Genomic DNA, 25683 nt, shown 5'->3' with positions numbered 1-25683 from the left:
CAGCCAGCGCCTCAGGCGTCTGCTGCGAGGTGGCGTATATTACGCCTTCCTCCTCCGGAGTCAACCACTTTTTTCAGCGTTTTCTCCGGCGGAAGTTCTTACCGAATCTTCCTGTCGACGCCGTTTCCGTAAGCCGGTGTGCCGTGTCGATGGAGGCGCATTATAGGGAGTTCTTCCGGGCTGACAAGCGTTAAATTCACGAAAAATGACTGTTCGCTGCATTCCCCAGCAAAAGGGGGCTTTATACCCTGTTACACACAAAGTTATCCACAAAACAGCAGCCAGACAAATTTAAGCGAGCATCGCGCAAACGTTTTCGCTACAATGCCCGGCGACGTCAGGGATGCCCCTTTTGGGGCGTTACATGAGGCAAACGCGCTATCTTCTCTGATAAGGTGCGCTTTCGGCCTGATGTAACGCTCTTATTTACGCGAAACAAAGCCAAGGGATAAAACCACCATGCAACAACGTCGTCCTGTACGCCGCGCTCTGCTCAGTGTCTCTGATAAAGCCGGTATCCTCGAATTTGCTCATGCTCTCTCACAACGGGGCGTCGAGCTGCTCTCCACAGGTGGCACTGCACGTTTGCTGGCAGATGCAGGCCTGCCCGTCATCGAAGTGTCTGACTACACCGGTTTCCCGGAAATGATGGATGGACGCGTTAAGACTCTGCATCCCAAAGTACATGGCGGCATCCTTGGTCGTCGCGGTACCGATGACGCGATTATGGCAGAACACGCTATCAATCCGATTGATATGGTGGTGGTGAACCTCTATCCCTTTGCGCAGACCGTGGCTAAGCCTGACTGCTCGCTGGAAGATGCAGTCGAAAATATCGATATCGGCGGGCCAACCATGGTGCGCTCAGCGGCTAAGAATCATAAAGATGTGGCGATTGTGGTTAAGAGCAGCGACTACACCAGCATCATTGCAGAGATGGATGCCAGTGAGAATGCGCTGACGCTGGAGACGCGCTTCAATCTGGCGATCAAAGCGTTCGAACATACCGCTGCCTATGACAGCATGATTGCAAACTACTTTGGCACGCTGGTTCCTGCTTATCATGGCGAAACCCGCGCACCCGCCGGTCGCTTCCCGCGCACCCTGAATCTCAACTTCATTAAGAAGCAGGATATGCGTTATGGCGAGAACAGCCATCAGGATGCCGCCTTCTATATAGAAGAAGAGATTGCAGAAGCCTCGGTAGCCACTGCGCAGCAGCTGCAGGGCAAGGCACTCTCTTACAATAATATTGCAGATACCGATGCCGCACTGGAGTGTGTAAAAGCGTTCGACGAACCTGCCTGTGTGATCGTCAAACACGCCAACCCGTGTGGCGTAGCGGTGGGGGCATCTATCCTTGATGCTTACGAACGCGCTTATCAGACTGACCCGACCTCTGCTTTTGGCGGCATTATCGCGTTTAACCGCGAGCTGAATGAGGCGACTGCACAGGCGATTATCAGCCGTCAGTTTGTTGAAGTAATTATTGCACCTTCTGCCAGTGACGCGGCACTACAGGTAACAGCAGCCAAACAGAACGTGCGCGTGCTGATCTGCGGTCAGTGGCAGCAGCCGGTTGCCAGCCTGGACTTTAAACGGGTCAACGGCGGTTTGCTGGTACAGGATCGCGACCTGGGCATGATCACTGCCGACCAGCTTCGCGTGGTCACGCAGCGCCAGCCAACTGAGCAGGAGCTGCGTGACGCGCTGTTCTGCTGGAAAGTCGCCAAGTTTGTTAAATCCAATGCCATTGTTTACGCCCGCGACAACATGACCATCGGTATAGGCGCCGGTCAGATGAGCCGCGTTTATTCGGCCAAAATTGCCGGTATTAAGGCGAGCGATGAGGGGCTGGAGGTCACAGGCTCAGCAATGGCGTCTGACGCTTTCTTCCCGTTCCGTGATGGTATCGATGCTGCTGCCGCTGCCGGCGTCAGCTGTGTCATCCAGCCCGGTGGTTCTATCCGCGATGAAGAGGTGATTGCTGCTGCAGATGAACACGGCATTGCGATGATCTTTACCGATATGCGCCATTTCCGCCATTAACAGCTGGAGCAGCAATAATGAAAATTTTAGTAATTGGTAATGGCGGACGCGAGCACGCGCTGGCGTGGAAAGCGTCACAGTCACCGCTGGCTGAAACCGTGTTTGTTGCACCGGGTAACGCAGGCACCGCGCTGGAGCCGGCCCTGCAGAATGTGCCCATCAGTGCGACCGATATCCCTGCCCTGCTCGCGTTTGCGCAGCAGGAGCAGATCGACCTGACGATTGTTGGTCCGGAAGCACCGCTGGTAATTGGCGTGGTCGATGCCTTCCGCGCCGCCGGGCTGAAGATCTTTGGTCCGACGCAGGCGGCCGCACAGCTGGAAGGCTCAAAAGCGTTCACCAAGGATTTTCTGGCGCGTCAGCAGATCCCGACCGCTGAGTACCAGAACTTTACCGAGACAGAGCCAGCGCTGGCTTACCTGCGCCAGAAAGGCGCCCCAATTGTTATCAAAGCCGATGGCCTGGCTGCAGGTAAAGGTGTAATTGTCGCGATGACGCTGGCCGAAGCGGAAGCGGCAGTTCAGGATATGCTGGCGGGTAATGCGTTTGGCGATGCCGGCCATCGTATCGTGATTGAAGAGTTTCTTGACGGTGAAGAAGCCAGCTTTATTGTCATGGTGGATGGCGACCACGTGCTGCCGATGGCTACCAGCCAGGATCATAAACGCGCTGGCGATGGCGACACCGGACCCAACACCGGCGGCATGGGAGCCTATTCACCGGCTCCGGTGGTGACTGATGAGATCCACCAGCGCGTGATGGATCAGATCATCTGGCCAACCGTGAACGGTATGAAAGCGGAAGGCAATACCTATACCGGTTTCCTGTATGCCGGACTGATGATCGACAAAGCGGGTCAGCCAAAGGTCATTGAATTTAACTGCCGCTTTGGCGATCCGGAGACGCAGCCCATTATGCTGCGGCTGAACTCCGATCTGGTGGCTCTCTGCCTGGCAGCGGTCGATGGCACCCTGGATACGCAGAGCTCAGAGTGGGATCCGCGCCCTGCACTGGGTGTCGTGCTGGCTGCAGGCGGCTATCCGGGCAGCTATCGTACCGGCGATCAGATCCACGGTCTGCCGCTTGAAGCCGTGCCGGAAGGTAAAGTGTTCCATGCCGGCACCACGCTGCAGGACGATCGGGTTGTCACCAGCGGCGGCCGCGTGCTGTGCGTTACCGCACTGGGTGAAGATGTCGCCGCCGCGCAGCGCAACGCCTACGCTCTGGCAGAGACTATCTCCTGGGACGGCTGCTTCTGCCGTCGCGACATCGGCTATCGCGCCATCAATCGCTGATATCGACGGGGCACCCTGCTGTGCCCCGTCTTCTTTAGCCGCTCAGATCGCTCTCTGTCGGCTGCCAGCTGCACTCATCCTCTGCGGTAACGCGCAATATCTGGATCCCCTCCGGCGCTTCGAGCCATGACACCATCAGCGGCTGAGACCCCTGCTGCTGCTGCGTCAGGCGCCTCAGCGTTTCACTGTCGAACGCGACATTTTGCAGGTTACCCGCACAGTCGCGTACCCGATTGCCGCCCAGCCAGTGTCCCTGCTGCAGTAATACCCGGCCGCTCAGCAGCGCATTGCTCTGGGCCAGCATACGCTGTGCGTCAAAGCGATAGAGCGCGACGGCATCATCACTCAGCGCTTCACGCCGTCCTGCCAGCTGCCGCTGCATAAAATTGAGGTTGCCCTGGTGATCAAAACGCAGCGTGACGTCATCGGGCTGCTCGCCGGTAAGATGGCGTTCCACGCTCAGCAGCGTCTCGTGTTGCCAGATATAGTCTGTTGTTTCGCGCACGGGCGTGCTGAAAGGGTTATAAACGGTACGCAGGTGGATCAGATCGTGGTCGCTGTTTTTACGCCAGATGCGGACCGCGCCGCGATCGGCCAGGTAGCCGCTGGCGGTAAATGCCGGGAGATCAGGCGTGGCGCTGCAGCCGGAAAGCAGGACAGCACAGAGCAGGATACGGATGCGCCGGAAAAGCGTATTCGGCATAGCAGGCTCCGGTAACAAAAAGGGGCGAAATCGCCCCTCTTCTAAAGCTAAACCGCAAGGCGGAAAACTTACTTAACTGCGTCTTTCAGTGCTTTACCAGAAACGAAAGCTGGTACGTTTGCTGCAGCGATTTTGATCTCTTTGCCAGTCTGTGGGTTACGACCGGTACGCTCAGCGCGGTGGTTCACTTTAAAAGTACCAAAACCAACCAGTTGTACAGCATCACCTTCTTTCAGAGACTCAGTGATCGCAGCCAGGGTAGATTCCAGCGCAGCTTTAGCCTGGGTTTTAGACAGGTCCGCTTTTTCTGCGATCACATCAATCAGTTGAGTCTTGTTCATAAGTTATCCTTAAAGTGTATTTATCGCTTGCTAAGCAACGAGTGCGAGGGAAAAGCCATATTCTGGCACTCTTCAGCCTGCACGCACCGATAGCCACAATTTTCAGCCCCCCAAATGTAGACCAGACAGGGGGCTAATGTGAAGCCTCCAGGCGCGCTAATTCAGGCCTGGAGTCACGTTTTATCGCCTTACTGCTGAAAATTTATACCGATGTTACTGATTCCGGCTTCGCGCAGGTCAGAACGCAGTCCTTTGATCAGCTCAAGGTCGCGCTCTTCGCACTCAGCGAGCAGGCGAAAAATCTCCCACTGCATATCCCATTCATCAATCACCGCCTGGTTTTCACGCAGCTCTTCGTCGCTCATTTCGCGTCCGGCCTGCGTCATTTCCAGAATAGCCACGGTGGTGATAGATGTACGACTCACCTCAATCGCGTGCTCCAGCGTTTCACCGCTCAGCATCGCGTGCAGCACTTCGCTCAGTGCTACGCAGGCATCGATGGCCGGATGAACACCGTAAACATCGAAATCATCGCCAGCCGGGATCGCCTCTTCCAGTTTCTCCAGCTGACTGTCGAAATTGATTTTGGCATCTTTCACCGTCAGGCTTTCCCATACCAGATCAAGAATACGGCGATAGAGCTGAGGATCGGCAAATCCGGTCTGTTCGCAGAATGCCCAGTAATTAGGGAACATCCGCTCGCATAAACAGGCCATGAAGGTCATATGCTGCCAGCTTTCCAGCTTCGCCAGACGCAAATGCACGGGGTTCTGTAACATCAAACTTACTCTCAATAGGTTAGCTGGCGGCAGTGTACCGCAAAAGGCGCAGACAAACAGCGTCAGCGCGCATTTTGCCACTTCACAAATGCCGGCCGCCCTGAGGCGACCGCATCTGCCCAGCGCGTAGGCTCCGGCAAACGGTAGCCGCCCATGCAGGCCTCAACCCAGTGCAGCGCGCTGTCCAGGCTGACACGGTGTCCGGTAGAGATAAACAGCGGGTTACAGCGCGCTTTGCTGCGCCACACCCAGGCAAGCTGCTCACCTTTATCCATCAGCGGCTGCCGGCTACCGGGTGCGGCGTCCAGATCGGCAAAGCGTCCACACAGCCGCTTTTTGGCCACGCCGATAGTGGGGATATCCACCATTGAGCCAAAATGCGCCGCCACGCCGAGGCGCCGGGGGTGCGAAATGCCGTGCCCGTCCACAAACAGCAGGTCGGGCTGCTGCGTCAGCTGCTGCCAGGCCGCCTGCAGCGCAGGCATCTCCCGAAACGAGAGAAAGCCCGGAATATAGGGCATGGTGGTAGGAATGCGCGCAATGCGATGCTCCACCAGCGTAAGTGACGGGTATTCCAGAATGACGATCGCGGCGCGCGTCACCTCGCCCCCCTGCTCAAATCCAACATCAGCGCCGCCGATAAAGCGCGGCGGCAGAACGTCAAAATCGTCCTGCCGCACCACGTTAGCAGCCAGCGCCAGCTGTTCCTGACGTAATGCGGCTAAATCCATGCTTATTCCTGATGGTATTGACGTGAAAGACGATGCACCGCCTCGACGAACACACCTGCATGTTCCGGCGGCACATCCTGATGGATACCGTGTCCGAGATTAAACACGTGTCCTTCACCCTTGCCAAATCCGGCAAGAATGGTGGCCACCTCCTCTTCAATACGGGCAGGTGGCGCATAAAGCATAGACGGGTCCATATTACCCTGCAGCGCAACCTGATGACCCACGCGGCGACGCGCCTCAGCCATATCCATGGTCCAGTCCAGCCCCAGCGCATCACAGCCGGTGGCAGCCATCGCCTCCAGCCACTGTCCGCCGCCTTTGGTAAAGAGCGTGACCGGGACGCGCCGGCCTTCGTTCTCACGTACCAGACCTTCCACAATTTTATGCATGTAGTTCAGCGAAAAATCGCGGTAGTCGCGTCCGGTCAGCACGCCACCCCAGGTATCGAAGATCATGACCGACTGCGCACCCGCTTTGATCTGCGCATTGAGGTAGAGGATCACGCTGTCCGCCAGCTTATCCAGCAGCGTGTGCAGCGTGTGCGGTTCGGCATACATCATCTTTTTGATTTTGGTAAATGCCTTGCTGCTGCCGCCCTCAACCATATAGGTGGCCAGCGTCCACGGGCTGCCGGAAAAACCAATCAGCGGGACGGCCCCCCTGAGATTGCGGCAGATGGTCCGTACCGCATTCATCACATAACCCAGCTCCTGCTCCGGATCGGGCACCGGCAGGTTATCAACATCGGCACGACAGGTAATCGGACGGGAGAAGCGCGGACCTTCGCCGGTTTCAAAATAGAGTCCCAGCCCCATTGCATCCGGGATGGTTAAAATATCGCTGAAGAGGATCGCTGCATCCAGCGGATAGCGGCGCAGCGGCTGCAGCGTCACTTCACACGCCAGCTCAGCATTTTTACACAGCGACATAAAATCACCGGCTTCAGCGCGCGTGGCTTTGTATTCCGGTAAATAGCGTCCGGCCTGACGCATCATCCAGACCGGGGTAACATCTACAGGCTGGCGCAGCAGGGCGCGCAGATAACGGTCGTTCTTCAGTTCACTCATAATGGGCTCTCTCATGCTAAGGGCGTCAGTGTAGCATTTTCATGCCACGCTGGCGCGACACAGCGCCACGGTGTCCTCAATCAGGCGCCGGGCCACGGTGCCTGGCGGCGGCAGCTGGGGCAGCGCATCAAAGCGATACCAGCCCGCATCCAGCAGCTCTTTTCCATCGTGCTGCAGCTCGCCATCCTCATACTCCGCCATAAATGCCGTCATCAGCGAATGGGGAAATGGCCACGGCTGCGAGGTCACGTAGCGCACGTTTTTTACCCGTACGTTACTCTCCTCCATGACCTCACGTGCCACCGCCTGCTCCAGCGTTTCGCCTACTTCAACAAAGCCGGCCAGCACCGTATAGATGCTGTTGCGATGGCGGGCGTGATTGGCCAGCAGGATCTCGTCGCCGCGGCGAATCGCTACAATGATGCAGGGTGCAATCTGCGGATAGTAACGTTCGCGGCAGTGGGTACAGAGGCAGGCAAACTCACGCGGGCTGATGCGCATTTCATGGCCGCAGTAGCCGCACCAGCGGTGGGAACGGTAAAATTCAGCCAGCTGCACCCCCCGGCCGGCGAGCTGAAACAGGCCGGTATCCTGATCGATAACCTGCCGGACCGAGCCCATATTTTCCGGACGCGACGCCTGGATCAGCCAGACGTTTTCGCCCAGCCACTCACCGATAAGTATGCCGTGCTGGCCTGCAAGGCCAAAATCTGCCGCTAAGCCGTGCGGCAGCTCACCCTGCGGCAACCAAAGTTTCTGTTCAGAGCTGACAATCCACCAGCCAGCGTCTACGCTTGAGATCTCACGTTGCATCTTATTCGTTGTCCTTAGCGTCGCACGGCACGCTGAAAGTCTGATGTTAAGTGTAATGAACAACTATAACTCACCGGGAGCCTCATATGCTTACCCAGTTAGATAACCTGACCAGGCGTGTCGGTGGCGGTAATGAATTAGTCGATGCATGGTTACGTGCGCGTCGGCATTTGCTTGTCACTTATTATGAATTAATCGGCATTAAGCCTAATAAAGAGGCGCTGACGGCGCTGAATGAGCAGGCTCTGGATGACTTCTGCCACACGCTGGTGGACTATCTCTCAACCGGCCATTTCAGTATGTATGAGCGCATTATCAAAGATCTGCAGGGCGATAGCCCGCTGGTTGCTGCAGCGCATCTCTACCCGGCGCTTGAAAGCAATACCGATCGCATCATGCAGCTGTATGACAGTCATCTGCAGCAGGCGATTACCGATGAAAACTGCGTTGAGTTCCAGCGGGCGCTATCTGAAGTAGGCGAAACGCTGGCGTCACGCTTTTCTCTGGAAGATAAGCTGATTCAGATGGCGTGGGATAACCAGCTGGTTTCTCCGCCGGTAGCAAACGACAGCACTATTGCGCGTCCGGCCTGATCCTGCTGCAGTTGTAAAATCCTTGTTATTCCGTAAAAGCCCACTTATGCTGACCGGGCTTTTATTGTTTTAAACAGAAACACCTTGTCGGAGTGCCCCCCGGGGCTGAGACCGTTAATTCGGGATCCGCGGAACCTGATCAGGCTAGTACCTGCGAAGGGAACAAGAGTAGCTATTATCAGCGCGCGATTGGATTTTACCTGTCTGCAGGCGCTGTTACTCCTTCCGGACTCCGGACAAGCAACTTCCACTGACTTCAGGAATTTTGCTATGTCTGCTGCTAAACCTTCTCGTCGTGAACAGCGCGCGCAAGCGCAGGATTTTATCAACTCGCTGCAGGGCACTGCCTTTCCCAACTCACAGCGTATCTGGATCGCCGGCAGCCGCGCCGACATTCGCGTGCCGATGCGTGAAATCCAGCTCAGCCCCACCCATACCGGCGGCACCAAAGCGGACCCGCAGTACGAAATCAATGAGCCGGTTCCGGTCTATGACACCGCTGGCGCCTATGGCGATCCGCAGGCCACTATCGATGTGCATCAGGGACTGGCAAAGCTGCGCGCCGCGTGGATAGACGAGCGTGATGACAGTGAACCGGTTACGCAGCGCAGTTCCGCTTATACACAGCAGCGTCTGGCCGATGAGGGACTGGACCACCTGCGCTTTGAATCGCTGCCCTCTCCGCGCCGGGCAAAACCTGGCCGCTGCGTCACGCAGCTGTACTACGCCCGTCAGGGCATCGTGACGCCGGAGATGGAGTTTATTGCGATACGTGAAAATATGGGGCGCGAACGCATTCGTAGCGAAGTTCTGCTGCAGCAGCATCCGGGCGAAGCCTTTGGCGCGCACCTGCCGGCGAATATCACCGCAGAATTTGTGCGCGATGAAGTCGCCAGCGGGCGCGCCATTATCCCAGCCAATATCAACCACCCCGAATCGGAACCGATGATTATTGGCCGCAATTTTCTGGTGAAGATCAACGCCAATATCGGCAACTCTGCGGTCAGCTCCTCGATTGAAGAGGAGGTTGAAAAGCTGGTGTGGTCCACGCGCTGGGGTGCCGATACCGTGATGGACCTCTCCACCGGCCGCTACATTCATGAAACGCGCGAGTGGATCCTGCGCAACAGCCCGGTCCCCATCGGCACCGTGCCGATCTATCAGGCGCTGGAGAAGGTGAATGGCATCGCTGAAAACCTTAACTGGGAAATTTTCCGCGATACGCTGCTGGAGCAGGCGGAGCAGGGCGTCGACTACTTCACTATTCACGCCGGCGTGCTGCTGCGCTATGTGCCGATGACGGCCAGACGCCTGACCGGTATCGTGTCGCGCGGCGGCTCAATCATGGCGAAATGGTGCCTGTCACATCACCAGGAGAGTTTTCTTTATCAGCATTTCCGCGATATCTGTGAAATCTGCGCCGCTTATGACGTGGCCCTCTCGCTGGGCGATGGCCTGCGCCCGGGATCGATTCAGGATGCCAACGATGAGGCGCAGTTTGCAGAACTCAGAACCTTAGGCGAGCTGACTAAAATCGCCTGGGAGTATGACGTGCAGGTGATGATTGAAGGACCGGGCCATATTCCGATGCAGATGATCCGGCGCAACATGACCGAGCAGCTCGACCACTGCCATGAAGCGCCCTTTTATACGCTTGGCCCGCTGACCACCGATATCGCACCGGGCTACGACCATTTTACCTCCGGTATTGGCGCGGCGATGATTGGCTGGTTTGGCTGCGCCATGCTCTGCTATGTAACGCCGAAAGAGCACCTCGGGCTGCCCAATAAAGAAGATGTCAAACAGGGGCTTATCACCTATAAGATCGCCGCGCATGCCGCCGATCTGGCCAAAGGGCATCCGGGGGCGCAGATCCGCGATAACGCTATGTCCAAAGCGCGCTTTGAATTCCGCTGGGAAGATCAGTTTAACCTCGCGCTGGATCCGCATACTGCCCGCGCCTACCACGATGAGACGCTGCCGCAGGAATCGGGCAAAGTCGCGCACTTCTGTTCTATGTGCGGGCCGAAGTTCTGCTCAATGAAAATTACCCAGGAAGTGCGGGAGTTTGCGGCGCGCCAGCAGGCTGAGGCACAGCCGGTTGAAGTGGCTGAAGCGGGAATGGCAGAGATGTCTGAGACATTCCGCCGCCGCGGTGGTGAGCTCTATCATCCTGCTGATGCGATCGGTAAGGAGAAAGCATGACAACCGCGTTTGCTGCTACTGCCCCGCAGCTGGGGCTCTATCCGGTAGTTGACAGCGTCAGCTGGATCGAACGCCTGCTGGCCGCCGGGGTACGCACGATCCAGCTGCGCATCAAAGATCTGCCGGATCGGGATGCAGAAGATGCGGTGCGTAAAGCGATTGCGCTGGGCCGGCACTATCACGCACGGCTGTTCATTAATGATTACTGGCGTCTGGCCATTGCGCATCAGGCATACGGCGTACACCTGGGTCAGGAGGATCTGGAGATAGCGGATCTGCAGGCGATTCAGCAGGCGGGCCTGCGGCTGGGCATCTCAACGCATGATGACGCAGAGCGGGAGCGCGCGGTGGCACTACGCCCCTCCTATATCGCACTGGGGCACATCTTCCCCACGCAAACCAAGCAGATGCCGTCTGCGCCACAGGGAGTGGTCCGGCTGCAGCAACACCTGCCGCATCTGCAGGGTATCCCTGCGGTCGCTATCGGCGGCATTTCACTGGCGCGCGTGCCTGAGGTGCTGGCGACCGGTGTCGGCAGCGTGGCGGTTGTCAGCGCCATCACGCAGGCGGCTGACTGGCGCGCGGCCACCGCTGATCTGCTGCGGCTGGTGGGAAGCGGAACGCCGATCGCAGAGGCCTGAAAATTGGTGTAACCCGCGCAGAAATGGCGCAAGCCGGCCCGCAGGGGTAGCCAGCAGGCCTCGTCTGCGCGCCGGAAACCGTTACAGTACGTCTGCCCGCTGTGATTTGCAGCGGGCCAGGGCTGGTTCCCCTTCTCTCCCTCCAGCCCTGCCTTTCCGGTTTACTCCGCCAGCAGCTGCTCCGCCTGATGTCTGTCGCTACTGCACGCCTGCATGGCGCGCTCCACCGCCGTTCCCAGCCGCGCCAGCGCCTGCTCCGTCTGTTCATTCATGGGCAAGCCATAATTGAGTCGCAGACAGTTACGGTATTTACCCGCAGCGGAAAACAGAGAACCCACGGCGACCTGCAGGCTGGCCTCGCGCAGCTCGGCATTAAGCCGCACCGCATCAAACGCCTCCGGCAGCTCAATCCACATCAGAAACCCACCCTGCGGGCGCGATACGCAGATGCCGCAGGGAAAGTAGTGCCGCACCCAGCAGCTGAACGTTTCATAGTTGCGCTGATACACCTGGCGCATACGGCGCAGGTGCGGGAGATAGTGGCCCTGGCGAATAAACTCCGCCACGGTGTGCTGCGGCAGCGTAGCCGTGGATCCGGTGCCGATATATTTCATATGCAGCACCCTGTCGCGATAGCGACCCGGCGCCACCCAGCCCACCCGCAGCCCCGGTGCCAGCGTTTTTGAAAATGAGCTGCAGAGCAGCACGCGGCCATCCATGTCGAGCGATTTGAGCGTGACAGGACGCGGGTAGTCCCATGCCAGCTCGCCATAGACATCATCCTCTATGATGGCGGCATCAACCCGCTGCGCCAGCGCCAGCAGCGCCCGCTTGCGCGCTTCCGGCATAATAAAACCCAGCGGATTATTGCAGTTTGGCACCACCACTACGGCTTTGATTGGCCACTGCTCAAACGCCAGCTCCAGCGCCTCAAGACTGATCCCGGTGACTGAGTCGGTCGGAATTTCAATCACCCTGATCCCCAGTCCGCGCAATGTCTGCATTGTGCCATGAAACGCGGGCGACTCTACCGCAATGATGTCACCCGGCGCACAGACGGCGCGAATTGAAACCGACAGCGCCTCATGACAGCCGGTGGTGATCACAATATCCTCTGCCGTCAGCTGACAACCGCTGTCGATGGTCAGGCGCGCCACCTGCTCGCGCAGGGCGCTGACGCCGAGCAGACTGTCATAGTTGAGCAGTTCAGTCTGCTGTTTCTGCGCCAGCCGGCTCATGATTTTCCACAGCGGTTTCAGCGTGGGCTGCGTCAGATCGGGCATGCCGCTGCCCAGCTGCATCACGTTACCGCTGGTGCGGCTGCTGAGGAGTTCCAGCACGGAATCCCACTGCGTAACCTCTACCGGCCGCTGTACCGGGCGCGTCAGCGCAGGCACAGGCGGGGTCGCTTTATGCGTGGCAACAAAATAGCCGGATCGCGGCTGCGGTACGATCAGCTGCTTCTCTTCCAGCAGATGATACGCCTGCTGCACGGTGCTGATACTGACTCCATGCTCGCTACTCAGCGTGCGTACTGAGGGCAGGCGTTCACCGCTGCGATAAAGCCCCTGCTCAATCCGATCGGAGAGCAGGCAGGCCAGATGCTGATAGCGCGTCATTGTATGCTCCTGGTAACAAATCCATCTAAAAAAGCAGTACAGATCAGCGCTACTTTTAGCATTCAGATAGAGCAAAACGCAATCTGTATGGTTAATAAACCCTGAATTTGGGTCTGTATGGTTTTGACAGAAAAACGGAAAATGCTGCTCAGATACCCCTGTTAAGGAGCGAGAGAATGGAATTTGATCAGAATCGTGCTGCAAAACCTTTCAGCGTAACGCTGCCAGACATGATCCGTGCGGCGCTGCGGATGCTGAAGCAGTGGCGTGCCCGACGCGCGACGCGTCAGGTACTGGCTCAGCTCAGCGACAACCAGCTGCGCGATATTGGCCTGACGCGCCACGAGGTAAAATGTAAGCGCTGAGCCTCAGGCAAAAAAAAACCCTGCCGGAGCAGGGTTTTTTATCATCGGTGCAGCAGACGATTACTCGTCGTTGTTGCCACCCAGACCAGCGTTTAGCAGCTCAGCCAGGCTTGCAGAGGCTTCATCCGCAGTAACCTGCGGTGTAACCGGCGCTTCACCCGCCTGACGGCGACGCATACGATCCTGATGGTAAGCATAACCGGTACCAGCCGGGATCAGACGACCCACGATAACGTTCTCTTTCAGGCCGCGCAGTTCATCGCGCTTGCCTGCTACTGCGGCTTCGGTCAGGACACGCGTGGTCTCCTGGAACGAGGCTGCAGAGATGAACGACTCGGTTGCCAGAGACGCTTTGGTAATACCCAGCAGATCGCGCGCATAGGTTGCGCCGATTTTGCCAGCGGTCTCCAGATCGCGGTTGGAGATCTTGATGCGGGAGACTTCTGCCTGCTCGCCTTCAAGGAACTCCGAGCTACCTGCGCTCATGATGGTCGCTTTACGCAGCATCTGACGTACGATGACTTCGATGTGCTTATCGTTAATCTTAACGCCCTGCAGGCGGTAAACTTCCTGCACTTCGTTAGTGATATAACGCGTTACCGCATGAACGCCACGCAGACGCAGGATGTCGTGTGGTGATTCCGGGCCGTCAGATACGACGTCACCGCGTTCCACGCGCTCACCTTCGAATACGTTAAGCTGACGCCACTTCGGAATCATCTCTTCGTACGGATCGCTGCCATCAACCGGTGTGATCACCAGACGACGCTTGCCTTTGGTCTCTTTACCGAAGGAGATAATACCGCTGATCTCCGCCAGAATAGCTGGCTCTTTCGGACGACGCGCTTCGAACAGATCCGCAACGCGCGGCAGACCACCGGTGATGTCCTTGGTACCGCCAGATTCCTGCGGAACACGCGCCAGGGTATCACCCGAGCTGATCTTCACGCCATCTTCCAGCTGCACAATCGCTTTACCTGGCAGGAAGTACTGAGCCGGCATGTCGGTGCCCGGGATCAGAACGTCGTTGCCGTTAGCATCAACGATTTTCAGCGCCGGACGCAGGTCTTTACCGCCAGCAGTACGCTCTGCGGAATCCAGTACCACCAGCGATGACAGACCGGTAAGGTCGTCAGTCTGACGGGTAATGGTCTGACCGTCGATCATGTCGGTGAAGCGGATGAAACCACCCACTTCGGTGATTACCGGCATGGTGTGCGGATCCCAGTTTGCTACGGTTTCGCCCGCCGCAACCTGCTCACCATCACCTTTCGCCATCACCGCACCGTAAGGCACTTTATAGCTCTCTTTGGTACGACCGAACTCGTCGATCATCTTCAGCTCAACGTTACGTGAAACGATAACCAGCTTCCCGGAGGAGTTGGTTACTGACTTCGCGTTGGTCAGCTTGATAGTACCTTTGTTCTTCACCTGAATGCTGGATTCAGCAGCCGCACGCGATGCCGCACCACCGATGTGGAACGTACGCATTGTCAGCTGAGTACCCGGCTCACCGATGGACTGTGCTGCGATAACGCCGATGGCCTCACCTTTGTTGATGATGTGACCACGAGCCAGATCGCGACCGTAGCAGTGTGCACACACACCGAAGTCGGTTTCACAGCTTACTACTGAACGCACTTTGATAACGTCAACGGAGTTCTCTTCCACCACGTCACACCAGTGCTCATCGATCAGCGTATTACGCGGGATCAGGATGTCAGCAGTGCCTGGCTTCAGAACGTCTTCAGCCGTTACACGACCCAGTACGCGCTCACGCAGCGGCTCTTTAACGTCGCCACCTTCGATAACCGGCGTCATCATGATGCCTTCGAACGTGCCACAGTCATCTTCGGTAACAACCAGATCCTGCGCCACGTCAACCAGACGACGGGTCAGATAACCGGAGTTTGCCGTTTTCAGTGCGGTATCGGCCAGACCTTTACGCGCACCGTGCGTCGAGATGAAGTACTGCAGTACGTTCAGGCCTTCACGGAAGTTTGCCGTGATAGGCGTCTCGATGATGGAGCCATCTGGCTTCGCCATCAGACCACGCATACCTGCCAGCTGACGAATCTGTGCTGCAGAACCACGCGCACCGGAGTCGGCCATCATGTAGATGCTGTTGAACGAGACCTGCTGCTCTTCTTCGCCGTTACGGTTGATAACGGTTTCCGTCTGCAGGTTATCCATCATCGCTTTAGAGACGCGTTCGTTGGCAGCGGCCCAGATATCGATGACTTTGTTATAACGTTCACCCGCCGTAACCAGACCAGACTGGAACTGCTCCTGAATTTCAGCCACTTCAGCTTCAGCTTCAGCGATGATTTCCGCTTTCTTCGCCGGAATAACCATATCGTCGATACCGACTGATGCACCTGAACGGGCTGCATAGGCGAAACCGGTGTACATGGTCTGGTCAGCAAAGATAACGGTCGGCTTCAGGCCCAGAATGCGGTAACAGGTGTTCAGCATTTTGGAGATCGCTTTCTTACCCAGCGCCTGGTTGACGATGGAGTAAGGCAGACCTTTCGGTACGATCATCCACAGAATCGCACGGCCAATGGTCGTGTCGATCAGGCTGGTTTTCGCAACGAGCTCTTCCTGTTCGTTTTTCGCATATTCTGTAATACGCACTTTAACGCGGGCGTGCAGCTCAGCCAGGCCAGCGCGATAAACACGCTCAGCTTCTTTCGGGCCGGTCAGCACCATGCCTTCGCCTTTGGCGTTTACTTTGTCGCGGGTCATATAGTACAGACCCAGAACAACGTCCTGTGAAGGAACGATGATTGGCTCACCGTTCGCTGGCGACAGGATGTTGTTGGTCGACATCATCAGCGCACGCGCTTCCAGCTGAGCTTCCAGCGTCAGCGGTACGTGTACCGCCATCTGGTCACCATCGAAGTCGGCGTTATAGGCCGCACAGACCAGCGGGTGCAGCTGGATCGCTTTACCTTCGATCAGAACCGGTTCAAACGCCTGGATGCCGAGACGGTGCAGCGTTGGTGCACGGTTCAGCAGTACCGGGTGTTCGCGGATCACTTCATCCAGGATATCCCAGACAACCGCTTCTTCGCGCTCAACCATTTTCTTGGCTGCTTTGATGGTGGTAGCAAGACCACGCAGTTCCAGCTTGCCGTAGATGAACGGTTTGAACAGCTCCAGTGCCATTTTCTTCGGCAGACCGCACTGATGCAGACGCAGGTATGGACCCACGGTGATAACCGAACGACCGGAGTAGTCAACGCGTTTACCCAGCAGGTTCTGACGGAAACGACCCTGCTTACCTTTGATCATGTCAGCCAGCGATTTCAGCGGACGCTTGTTAGAACCGGTGATGGCACGACCGCGACGGCCGTTATCCAGCAGGGCATCTACCGCTTCCTGCAGCATACGCTTTTCGTTGCGCACGATGATATCTGGCGCAGCCAGATCCAGCAGACGCTTCAGACGGTTGTTACGGTTGATCACGCGACGATAGAGATCGTTGAGATCTGACGTTGCGAAACGACCACCATCCAGCGGTACCAGCGGACGCAGATCTGGCGGCAGAACCGGCAGAACGGTCAGGATCATCCACTCTGGCTTGTTGCCAGACTGCACGAACGCTTCCAGCAGCTTGATACGCTTGGTCAGCTTTTTACGTTTGGTCTCGGAGTTAGTCTCGTTCAGCTCTTCACGCAGCTGCTCGCACTCCTGCTCCAGATCCATATTTTTCAGCAGTGCCTGGATCGCTTCCGCACCCATCTTCGCGTCAAATTCGTCACCGAACTCTTCCAGCGCGTCAAGGTACTGCTCTTCCGTCAGGATCTGACGTTTTTCCAGGTTAGTCATACCGCCTTCGATAACCACGTAGGATTCGAAGTAAAGTACGCGCTCAATGTCACGCAGTGGCATATCCAGCAGCAGGCCGATGCGGGACGGCAGCGACTTCAGGAACCAGATGTGTGCAGTAGGTGAAGCCAGCTCGATGTGACCCATACGCTCACGGCGTACTTTGGTCTGCGTCACTTCAACGCCGCACTTCTCGCAGATAACACCGCGATGCTTCAGGCGCTTGTACTTACCGCACAGGCACTCGTAGTCTTTAACCGGTCCGAAGATACGGGCACAGAAAAGACCGTCACGCTCTGGCTTGAAGGTACGGTAGTTAATGGTTTCCGGCTTTTTAACTTCACCAAAAGACCAGGAACGGATCATGTCTGGCGAAGCCAGAGCAATTTTGATCGCATCAAACTCTTCGGTTTTAGTTTGCGCTTTCAGAAACTTAAGTAAGTCTTTCACGGATTAGCTCCCGTCGGAGTGGAACTCTCAGGGACGCGCACCCGGAGTGCGCGTCCCATAACCAGTACTTGCGAGTGCTTACTCGTCTTCCAGCTCGATGTTGATACCCAGCGAGCGGATCTCTTTCAACAGTACGTTGAAGGATTCCGGCATGCCCGGTTCCATCTGATGGTTGCCATCGACGATGTTTTTATACATCTTCGTACGGCCGTTGACGTCATCAGACTTAACGGTAAGCATTTCCTGCAGGGTATACGCGGCACCGTATGCTTCCAGTGCCCACACTTCCATCTCACCGAAGCGCTGACCACCGAACTGCGCCTTACCACCCAGCGGCTGCTGAGTAACGAGGCTGTAGGAGCCGGTCGAACGGGCGTGCATCTTGTCATCAACCAGGTGGTTCAGTTTCAGCATGTACATGTAACCTACGGTTACCTGACGCTCAAACTGCTCACCGGTACGGCCATCAAACAGCGTAATCTGACCAGAAGAAGGCAGGCCGCCGAGCTGCAGCAGCTCTTTGATCTCGCTCTCTTTCGCACCGTCGAACACTGGCGTGGCGATTGGCATACCTTTTTTCAGGTTCTCTGCCAGACGCAGCACTTCATCGTCCGAGAAGGTGTTCAGATCAACTTTCTGACGCACGTCGGTGCCCAGATCGTAAGCACGCTGGATAAACTCACGCAGTTTGGCGACTTCTTCCTGCTTCTTCAGCATCGCATTGATCTTCTCACCAATGCCTTTCGCCGCCATACCCAGGTGGGTTTCCAGAATCTGACCGATGTTCATACGCGATGGTACGCCCAGCGGGTTCAGTACGATGTCAACCGGCGTGCCATTTTCGTCATAAGGCATATCTTCGATCGGGTTGATCTTGGAGATAACACCTTTGTTACCATGGCGGCCTGCCATTTTGTCACCAGGCTGGATCTGACGTTTAACGGCCAGATAAACCTTAACGATCTTCAGCACGCCTGGTGCCAGATCGTCGCCCTGGGTGATTTTGCGACGCTTCGCTTCGAGCTTCTTCTCAAACTCGTGCTTCAGCTCATCATACTGTCCGGCCAGCTGCTCGAGAGTATTCTGCTTCTCTTCGTCAGTCAGGCCCAGCTCCAGCCAGCGCTCGCGCGGCAGCTTGTCCAGCTTGTCCGCTTCAACGCCGCCCGCGATCAGCACAGCCTGAATACGGCTGAACAGACCCGCTTCGAGGATCTGCAGTTCTTCAGACAGGTCTTTCTTCGCCTGCTTCAGCTGCATCTCTTCGATTTCCAGCGCGCGCTTATCTTTTTCCACACCATCGCGGGTAAAGACCTGCACATCGATAACGGTACCAGAGACGCCATTCGGTACGCGCAGCGACGAGTCTTTCACGTCGGACGCTTTTTCACCGAAGATAGCGCGCAGCAGTTTCTCTTCTGGCGTCAGCTGGGTTTCACCTTTAGGCGTTACCTTACCGACCAGAATGTCACCACCGGTTACTTCTGCACCGATATAGACGATACCGGATTCATCCAGCTTGGAGAGCGCAGCTTCGCCGACGTTCGGGATGTCAGCGGTGATCTCTTCCGGCCCCAGTTTGGTGTCACGGGACACGCAAGCCAGTTCCTGAATGTGGATCGTGGTGAAACGGTCTTCCTGAACCACACGCTCTGAGACGAGGATGGAGTCTTCGAAGTTGTAACCGTTCCATGGCATGAACGCCACGCGCATGTTCTGACCCAGCGCCAGCTCACCCAGATCGGTGGATGGACCATCTGCCAGCACGTCACCGCGCTCGATTGGCTCACCCAGAGAGACACACGGCATCTGGTTGATACAGGTGTTCTGGTTTGAACGGGTGTACTTGGTCAGGTTGTAGATGTCGATACCGGCTTCGCCTGCGTACATCTCTTCTTCGTTAACTTTGATAACGATACGGGATGCATCTACATACTGTACGGTACCACCACGTTTCGCGACGGCAGTTACACCGGAGTCAACCGCTACTGCACGTTCCATACCGGTACCTACCAGCGGCTTATCAGCGCGCAGAGTCGGGACCGCCTGACGTTGCATGTTCGCACCCATCAGGGCGCGGTTAGCATCATCGTGTTCCAGGAACGGGATCAGTGACGCACCGACAGAAACCACCTGCTGGGTGGAAACGTCCATGTAGTCAACCTGATCGCGGCTGAACAGGCTCGATTCACCTTTGCTACGGCAGGTGACGAGATCGTCAACAAAGCTACCATCATCAGCAAGGTTGGTGTTCGCCTGAGCGATAACGTAGTTACCCTCTTCAATCGCAGAGAGGTAATGAATTTCGTCACTCACTTTGCCATCAACAACGCGACGGTATGGTGTCTCAAGGAAACCATATTCGTTGGTCTGCGCGTAGACAGAGAGTGAGTTGATCAGGCCGATGTTCGGGCCTTCCGGCGTTTCGATTGGACATACGCGACCGTAGTGAGTCGGGTGTACGTCACGCACTTCAAAGCCAGCACGCTCACGGGTCAGACCGCCTGGGCCCAGAGCAGAAATACGACGCTTATGCGTAATTTCAGACAGCGGGTTGTTCTGGTCCATAAACTGAGACAGCTGGCTGGAACCAAAGAACTCTTTTACTGCGGCTGAAATCGGCTTGGCGTTAATCATGTCCTGCGGCATCAGCGTATCGAGATCGCCCAGTGACAGACGCTCTTTCACTGCACGCTCAACGCGAACCAGACCTACGCGGAACTGGTTCTCAGCCATCTCACCGACAGAACGGATACGACGGTTACCAAGGTGATCGATGTCATCCACTTCGCCGATACCGTTACGGATACCGATCAGCTTCTTCATCACCTCGATGATATCTTCTTTGCTCAGGATACCTGAACCTTCGATCTCATCACGCAGCAGAGAACGGTTAAACTTCATGCGGCCGACCGCAGAGAGATCGTAACGATCTTCAGAGAAGAACAGGTTCTCGAACAGGTTTTCCGCTGCTTCACGCGTTGGCGGCTCGCCCGGACGCATCATGCGGTAGATCTCAACCAGCGCGCTCAGGCGATCGTTGGTTGGGTCAACACGCAGGGTCTCGGAGATATAAGGGCCGTGATCCAGATCGTTGGTGAACAGGGTTTCGATGCGCTTGTGGCCCGACTGGCTCAGTTTTGCCAGCAGATCCAGTGACAGTTCCATGTTAGCCGGAACAATCAGCTCACCGGTGTTCAGATCGATGTAGTCTTTAGCAACGACTTTACCGGCGATATATTCAACCGGGACTTCGATATGCTGAACGCTATCTTTTTCCAGCTGGCGAATATGACGCGCAGTGATGCGACGACCTTTCTCAACGTAGACCGTGCCGTTGGCTTCGATATCGAAGGAAGCCGTTTCGCCACGCAGGCGCTCAGGCACCAGTTCCATCTGCAGCTTGTTGTCGCGGATTTCAAAGACCACTTTTTCGAAGAACAGATCGAGGATCTGCTCAGTGGTGTATTCCAGGGCGCGCAGGATGATACTGGCCGGCAGCTTACGACGACGGTCAATACGGACGAACAGGTTATCTTTTGGATCGAACTCGAAGTCGAGCCATGAACCACGGTAAGGGATGATACGTGCGTTATAAAGCACTTTACCGGAAGAGTGCGTTTTACCCTTATCGCTGTCAAAGAACACGCCAGGACTACGATGCAGCTGAGAAACGATAACACGCTCAGTACCATTGATAACAAAGGTACCGTTGTCAGTCATGAGTGGAATTTCACCCATGTAGACTTCTTGTTCTTTGATGTCTTTAACGGTGCCTTCCGGCGCTTCGCGCTCGTAGATCACCAGACGCAGTTTCACGCGCAGCGGTGCCGAATAGGTCACGCCACGAATCTGACATTCAGTTACGTCAAAGACCGGCTCACCCAGGCGATAGCTGACATACTGCAATTCAGAGTTGCCGCTGTAGCTCGCGATTGGGAACACGGAACGGAAGGCTGCTTCCAGACCGTATTGGCCTTCTGGATCTTGCTCGATGAACTTCTGAAACGAGTCAAGCTGGATAGAAAGGAGATAGGGAACATCCAGAACTTGTGGACGTTTACCAAAATCCTTACGAATACGTTTTTTCTCGGTATAGGAGTAAACCATAGGGTTCCTCAGCTAGCTGACAAGTCGACCCACGCTGTCCGTCCTGACGGGACAGTTATGCAACACTATTTTTGTTTTTCATGCGATGCGTGGCACCCCATGCAATACATCTTTCTATCACTCTTAAATCATTTCATCGCTATTGTGCCGGCAGGGAACCTTCACAGGAGAGCGGTATATTAAGGCGTCGATAGAAAAAGATATTGAAGAGAAACAATGGATAAACAGTGCGAAACGCCATCGTTCCCCTGTAGCGCAAAAAGGCTGGTGACCAAAAAGTCACCAGCCATCAGCCCGATTACTCAGACTGCAACCCTAAGGTTGTCTTACTTAACTTCAACTTCAGCGCCAGCTTCTTTCAGAGCAGCTTCAAGTGCAGCTGCGTCATCTTTGCTGATGCCTTCTTTGATCACGCCAGTCGCTTCAACCAGATCTTTGGCTTCTTTCAGGCCCAGACCAGTTGCAGTACGTACTGCTTTGATTACTGCTACTTTGTTCGCGCCAACTGCTTTCAGCACAACGTCGAACTCAGTTTTCTCTTCAACAGCTTCAGCCGGGCCAGCAGCTACAGCTACAGCAGCAGCAGCAGAAACGCCGAATTTTTCTTCCATAGCAGAAACCAGCTCAACTACTTCCATTACGGACATAGCTGCAACGGCTTCCAGGATTTGATCTTTAGTGATAGACATGTCGATTGTTCCTAAAATTCACAAAAAGTTTATACGTAAGCAGGTACGAAGGAAAAGAAAGAGGCCTTAAGCCGCTTCTTTTGCATCGCGTACAGCAGCCAGAGTGCGAACCAGTTTGCCAGCAGCGGCTTCTTTCATGGTCGACATCAGACGTGCCAGTGCTTCTTCGTAAGTCGGCAGAGTTGCCAGACGGTCAATATTGGCCGCCGTGATCAGCTCACCTTCAAAGGCTGCAGCTTTGACCTCAAATTTTGCATTCGCTTTCGCGAACTCTTTGAACAGACGAGCAGCAGCGCCCGGGTGTTCCATAGAGTATGCAATCAGGGTCGGACCAACAAACGTGTCTTTCAGGCACTCGAAAGGAGTACCTTCAACGACGCGGCGCAGCAGGGTGTTGCGAACAACACGCATGTAAACGCCAGCTTCACGACCTGCTTTACGCAGTTCAGTCATTTTATCAACGGTAACGCCACGGGAATCCGCAACAACCGCTGAAAGCGCGCCTTTGGCTACTTCGCTAACTTCAGCAACAATCGCTTGTTTGCCTTGAAGATTTAATGCCATTAGCTTTGCTCCTGGATTTGACCGGGAAAAATTTCCCGGAACTCACTTCACCTGACTGCCCGAAAGCAGCAGGCGCTATTACACGGTGAGCAGAATCCAGTGAAGAAATAAATCTTTTTGGTTCTGTCACCGTCTACGCAGGATATTAAGCAGAGCTTCCGAAGAAAGTTCCGCTCCTGCGGTCTTGGACGGAGGCCAGGATTAGGCCTGGCTCCAACCTTAGCCACTGTATTTTAATGCGTTACCGCATTAAGCCGCAGCGGCTATGAATTTGGGTTCTGAGAACAGTGTTCATTCAGAACAACGGGCGTAAGATTCTAGATGAATTTTTCGCCCGTTTCAAGCAGCAATTAGTTTGCTACTGCGTTCAGACCAGCCTGGTCAACGGCAACGCCGGCGCCCATGGTGGTAGAGATGCTGACTTTCTTGATGTACACGCCTTTAGCCTGAGCAGGTTTTGCTTTTTTCAGCGCGACCAGCAGAGATTCCAGGTTTTCTTTCAGTTTGTCAGTATCGAAGTCCACTTTACCGATGGTAGTGTGGATGATGCCGTTTTTGTCGTTACGATAACGAACCTGACCCGCTTTAGCGTTCTTAACCGCTTCAGCAACGTTTGGCGTTACAGTACCAACTTTCGGGTTTGGCATCAGACCACGTGGGCCCAGAACCTGGCCCAGCTGGCCAACAACGCGCATTGCATCCGGAGATGCGATAACGACGTCAAAGTTCATTTCGCCTTTTTTGATCTGATCGGCCAGATCTTCCATACCTACCAGCTCAGCGCCAGCTGCTTTAGCAGCTTCAGCGTTTGCGCCCTGGGTAAAGACAGCAACACGTACTGAACGACCAGTACCGTGTGGCAGAACGGTTGCACCGCGTACGTTCTGATCAGATTTACGTGCATCGATGCCGAGGTTAACAGCAACGTCTACGCTTTCTGTGAATTTGGCAGTAGCCAGTTCTTTCAGCAGAGCAACAGCTTCGTTGATGTCGTACTGTTTAGTTGCATCAACTTTGTCACGGATCACGCGCATGCGCTTGGTCAGCTTAGCCATTTCTTAATCCTCCACTACCAGGCCCATGGAACGAGCAGTACCTTCGATAGAGCGAGTCATCGCTTCTACGTCAGCACCAGTCATGTCCGCAGCTTTGGTTTCTGCGATTTCACGTACCTGAGCACGAGTTACTTTACCGACTTTGTCTTTGTTCGGCTTACCAGAACCAGACTTGATGCCCGCTGCTTTTTTCAGCAGTACGGCAGCCGGAGGCGTTTTGGTAACGAAGGTGAAAGAACGGTCGCTATATACAGTGATAACAACTGGAGTAGGCAGGCCTTTCTCCAGAGATTCTGTTTTGGCGTTAAACGCTTTACAGAATTCCATGATGTTAACACCCTGCTGACCCAGAGCCGGACCAACCGGTGGGCTCGGGTTAGCCATACCAGCTGCAACCTGCAGCTTAACGTAGGCTTGTACTTTCTTGGCCATGATAATTCCTCTATTGGGTATAGCGCCTGAAAACAGGCTCCCCGTGGTAACGATTTACCCGCCGTTGCCAGCGTGTAAAAACAAAAGGCGCGAAATTATAGGTAAATTTCGCGCCTTCTGCAAGAGTCAAAAAGTGAACAAAAGGGTTAACCTTTCTCCACCTGAGCAAAATCAAGTTCAACCGGTGTTGCACGACCAAAGATAGAAACCGACACTTTCAGGCGGCTCTTCTCATAGTCAACTTCTTCGACCACGCCGTTGAAGTCAGCAAACGGACCGTCGTTGACGCGTACCATCTCGCCTGGCTCAAACAGCGTTTTCGGACGCGGCTTATCACCTACCTGCTGCAGGCGGTTCATAATCGCATCAACTTCTTTGTCACTGATTGGTGCAGGACGGTCAGATGTACCGCCAATGAAGCCCATTACACGCGGTACACTGCGCACCAGGTGCCAGCTGGCGTCATTCATCACCATCTGTACCAGGACGTAGCCAGGGAAGAATTTGCGCTCGCTTTTACGACGCTGACCGCCACGGATTTCAACGACTTCTTCAGTCGGCACCATGACGTCACCAAACAGTTCTTCCATGTTGTGCAGTTTGATATGCTCTTGCAGCGATTTCGCTACGCGGGCTTCAAAACCGGAGAACGCCTGAACGACGTACCAGCGTTTTTTTGGAGCTTCAGACATCTCAGAACCTCAGGCCAGTAATAAACGATACCAGACGGACCAGAATACCATCCAGCCCCCACAAAATCAGTGACATCACGGCCGTAACCGCGGCAACGATTAGCGTGGTATGTAAGGTTTCCTGACGGGTTGGCCAGATAACCTTGCGCATTTCGGTTCTTGCTTCACGAGCAAAAGCCACGGTTGCTTTACCTTTGATAGTCAGTAAAGCGATGCCACCCGCAGCAGCGATCAGCACTACTACAGCCAGCGCACGTAAGGGCAGCGTAATATCGCGATAGAGATAGTTACCCACAATGGCAACCAGCAGTAACGCAATCACAGCTACCCACTTTATCGCTTCCAGGCCGCGCCCGCTCCCTTGAGCTTCGGTATTCGCACTCATAAACCAACCTGCCACAATAATTCAGAAACTATTCTGCCCCGCGTATAGGCGAGGCATCCAAACCGAATGAGCTGTTGGGCATAACTCGGTCTCCAGCGCTGTAAAACAGAGCCTGTCTCAGCAATGATTATGATTGAAAATCACTGATGAGCCAGGTTCTAAGTGACAGCGTGCAAAAAGGGCATCAAATGATGCCCTTTTCATGCGCATTGCGTCAAATACTATCGCAATTAAGCGATAACAGAAGCAACAACGCCCGCGCCAACGGTAC

The 25683-nt window shown here is 55.3% G+C and carries 21 protein-coding genes and 1 riboswitch; of the genes, 6 read left to right on the top strand and 15 right to left on the bottom strand.

The annotated features are described in order from the left end of the window. The first annotated feature begins 459 nt into the window (after positions 1–459). Both purH and purD read left to right on the top strand, forming a co-directional pair. Positions 460–2049 (top strand): bifunctional phosphoribosylaminoimidazolecarboxamide formyltransferase/IMP cyclohydrolase, encoded by a 1590-nt coding sequence (purH, locus tag DBY66_RS17255; protein WP_108570348.1) that lies wholly within the window; start codon positions 460–462, stop codon positions 2047–2049. Positions 2050–2066: 17 nt separating this feature from the next. Beyond that, positions 2067–3344, top strand: a complete 1278-nt coding sequence (purD, locus tag DBY66_RS17250) for a phosphoribosylamine--glycine ligase (RefSeq protein WP_108570349.1) — start codon at positions 2067–2069, stop codon at positions 3342–3344. Positions 3345–3378: 34 nt separating this feature from the next. On the opposite strand, the gene DBY66_RS17245 is transcribed toward purD, so the two are convergent. The 6 genes from DBY66_RS17245 to nudC form a co-directional block, all read right to left on the bottom strand. After that, complete coding sequence (locus tag DBY66_RS17245) at positions 3379–4047, bottom strand: DUF1481 domain-containing protein (protein ID WP_108570350.1); 669 nt, start codon at positions 4045–4047, stop codon at positions 3379–3381. Between the two features lie 68 nt (positions 4048–4115). Then, positions 4116–4388: a nucleoid-associated protein HU-alpha gene (hupA, locus tag DBY66_RS17240; RefSeq protein ID WP_006121511.1), complete on the bottom strand. Its 273-nt coding sequence runs from the start codon at positions 4386–4388 to the stop codon at positions 4116–4118. 188 nt (positions 4389–4576) lie between these two features. Then, positions 4577–5167, bottom strand: coding sequence for a YjaG family protein (locus DBY66_RS17235; protein WP_039381849.1), 591 nt, complete (start codon positions 5165–5167; stop codon positions 4577–4579). A gap of 62 nt (positions 5168–5229) precedes the next feature. Further along, positions 5230–5898 (bottom strand): deoxyribonuclease V, encoded by a 669-nt coding sequence (nfi, locus tag DBY66_RS17230; protein ID WP_039381847.1) that lies wholly within the window; start codon positions 5896–5898, stop codon positions 5230–5232. A 2-nt stretch (positions 5899–5900) separates the two neighbouring features. Next, the gene (gene hemE / locus DBY66_RS17225) at positions 5901–6968 is read right to left on the bottom strand and encodes a uroporphyrinogen decarboxylase (RefSeq protein WP_108570351.1); all 1068 of its coding nucleotides are present in this window, start codon (positions 6966–6968) and stop codon (positions 5901–5903) included. 39 nt (positions 6969–7007) lie between these two features. Beyond that, positions 7008–7781, bottom strand: coding sequence for an NAD(+) diphosphatase (nudC, locus tag DBY66_RS17220; protein ID WP_039381843.1), 774 nt, complete (start codon positions 7779–7781; stop codon positions 7008–7010). Positions 7782–7867: 86 nt separating this feature from the next. On the opposite strand from nudC, the gene rsd reads away from it, so the two are divergent. The 3 genes from rsd (at position 7868) to thiE (ending at position 11220) form a co-directional block, all read left to right on the top strand. Beyond that, positions 7868–8374, top strand: coding sequence for a sigma D regulator (gene rsd / locus DBY66_RS17215; RefSeq protein ID WP_094112097.1), 507 nt, complete (start codon positions 7868–7870; stop codon positions 8372–8374). Positions 8375–8452: 78 nt separating this feature from the next. Next, positions 8453–8553, top strand: a riboswitch (TPP riboswitch). A gap of 91 nt (positions 8554–8644) precedes the next feature. Continuing rightward, positions 8645–10579 carry a phosphomethylpyrimidine synthase ThiC gene (gene thiC / locus DBY66_RS17210; RefSeq protein WP_108570352.1) on the top strand — a complete coding sequence of 645 codons (1935 nt, stop codon included), beginning with the start codon at positions 8645–8647 and terminating at the stop codon, positions 10577–10579. Next, positions 10576–11220, top strand: coding sequence for a thiamine phosphate synthase (gene thiE, locus DBY66_RS17205; protein ID WP_108570353.1), 645 nt, complete (start codon positions 10576–10578; stop codon positions 11218–11220). The genes thiC and thiE overlap by 4 nt, the downstream gene beginning before the upstream one ends. A 161-nt stretch (positions 11221–11381) precedes the next feature. Here thiE and DBY66_RS17200 read toward each other — a convergent pair whose 3' ends face one another. Further along, positions 11382–12839 (bottom strand): PLP-dependent aminotransferase family protein, encoded by a 1458-nt coding sequence (locus tag DBY66_RS17200; RefSeq protein WP_108570354.1) that lies wholly within the window; start codon positions 12837–12839, stop codon positions 11382–11384. A 176-nt stretch (positions 12840–13015) separates the two neighbouring features. Here DBY66_RS17200 and DBY66_RS17195 point away from each other — a divergent pair, with 176 nt between their 5' ends. Beyond that, a complete protein-coding gene (locus tag DBY66_RS17195) occupies positions 13016–13204 on the top strand; it encodes a DUF1127 domain-containing protein (RefSeq protein WP_104086165.1) in 189 nt (62 codons plus the stop codon). Between the two features lie 60 nt (positions 13205–13264). On the opposite strand, the gene rpoC is transcribed toward DBY66_RS17195, so the two are convergent. The 8 genes from rpoC to secE form a co-directional block, all read right to left on the bottom strand. Next, positions 13265–17488 carry a DNA-directed RNA polymerase subunit beta' gene (gene rpoC, locus DBY66_RS17190; RefSeq protein WP_104086166.1) on the bottom strand — a complete coding sequence of 1408 codons (4224 nt, stop codon included), beginning with the start codon at positions 17486–17488 and terminating at the stop codon, positions 13265–13267. A 78-nt stretch (positions 17489–17566) separates the two neighbouring features. Next, positions 17567–21595 (bottom strand): DNA-directed RNA polymerase subunit beta, encoded by a 4029-nt coding sequence (rpoB, locus tag DBY66_RS17185; protein WP_039381834.1) that lies wholly within the window; start codon positions 21593–21595, stop codon positions 17567–17569. A 326-nt stretch (positions 21596–21921) separates the two neighbouring features. Then, entirely contained in the window at positions 21922–22284 is a 363-nt protein-coding gene (gene rplL, locus DBY66_RS17180) for a 50S ribosomal protein L7/L12 (RefSeq protein ID WP_009092660.1), read from the bottom strand. A gap of 66 nt (positions 22285–22350) precedes the next feature. Beyond that, positions 22351–22848 (bottom strand): 50S ribosomal protein L10, encoded by a 498-nt coding sequence (gene rplJ / locus DBY66_RS17175; protein WP_039381830.1) that lies wholly within the window; start codon positions 22846–22848, stop codon positions 22351–22353. A gap of 350 nt (positions 22849–23198) precedes the next feature. Next, positions 23199–23903: a 50S ribosomal protein L1 gene (rplA, locus tag DBY66_RS17170; protein WP_039381829.1), complete on the bottom strand. Its 705-nt coding sequence runs from the start codon at positions 23901–23903 to the stop codon at positions 23199–23201. Between the two features lie 3 nt (positions 23904–23906). Continuing rightward, entirely contained in the window at positions 23907–24335 is a 429-nt protein-coding gene (gene rplK / locus DBY66_RS17165; RefSeq protein WP_013507401.1) for a 50S ribosomal protein L11, read from the bottom strand. A 146-nt stretch (positions 24336–24481) separates the two neighbouring features. After that, entirely contained in the window at positions 24482–25027 is a 546-nt protein-coding gene (nusG, locus tag DBY66_RS17160; RefSeq protein WP_039381825.1) for a transcription termination/antitermination protein NusG, read from the bottom strand. 1 nt (position 25028) lies between these two features. After that, positions 25029–25412 (bottom strand): preprotein translocase subunit SecE, encoded by a 384-nt coding sequence (secE, locus tag DBY66_RS17155; protein ID WP_039381824.1) that lies wholly within the window; start codon positions 25410–25412, stop codon positions 25029–25031. Positions 25413–25683: the final 271 nt, after the last annotated feature.

It is taken from the genome of Pantoea sp. RIT413, from assembly GCF_003057675.2.
Lineage (GTDB): Bacteria > Pseudomonadota > Gammaproteobacteria > Enterobacterales > Enterobacteriaceae > Pantoea > Pantoea eucrina.
Note: the sequence above shows the minus strand (reverse complement) of the source record. Positions and strands in the feature narration are given on the sequence as shown.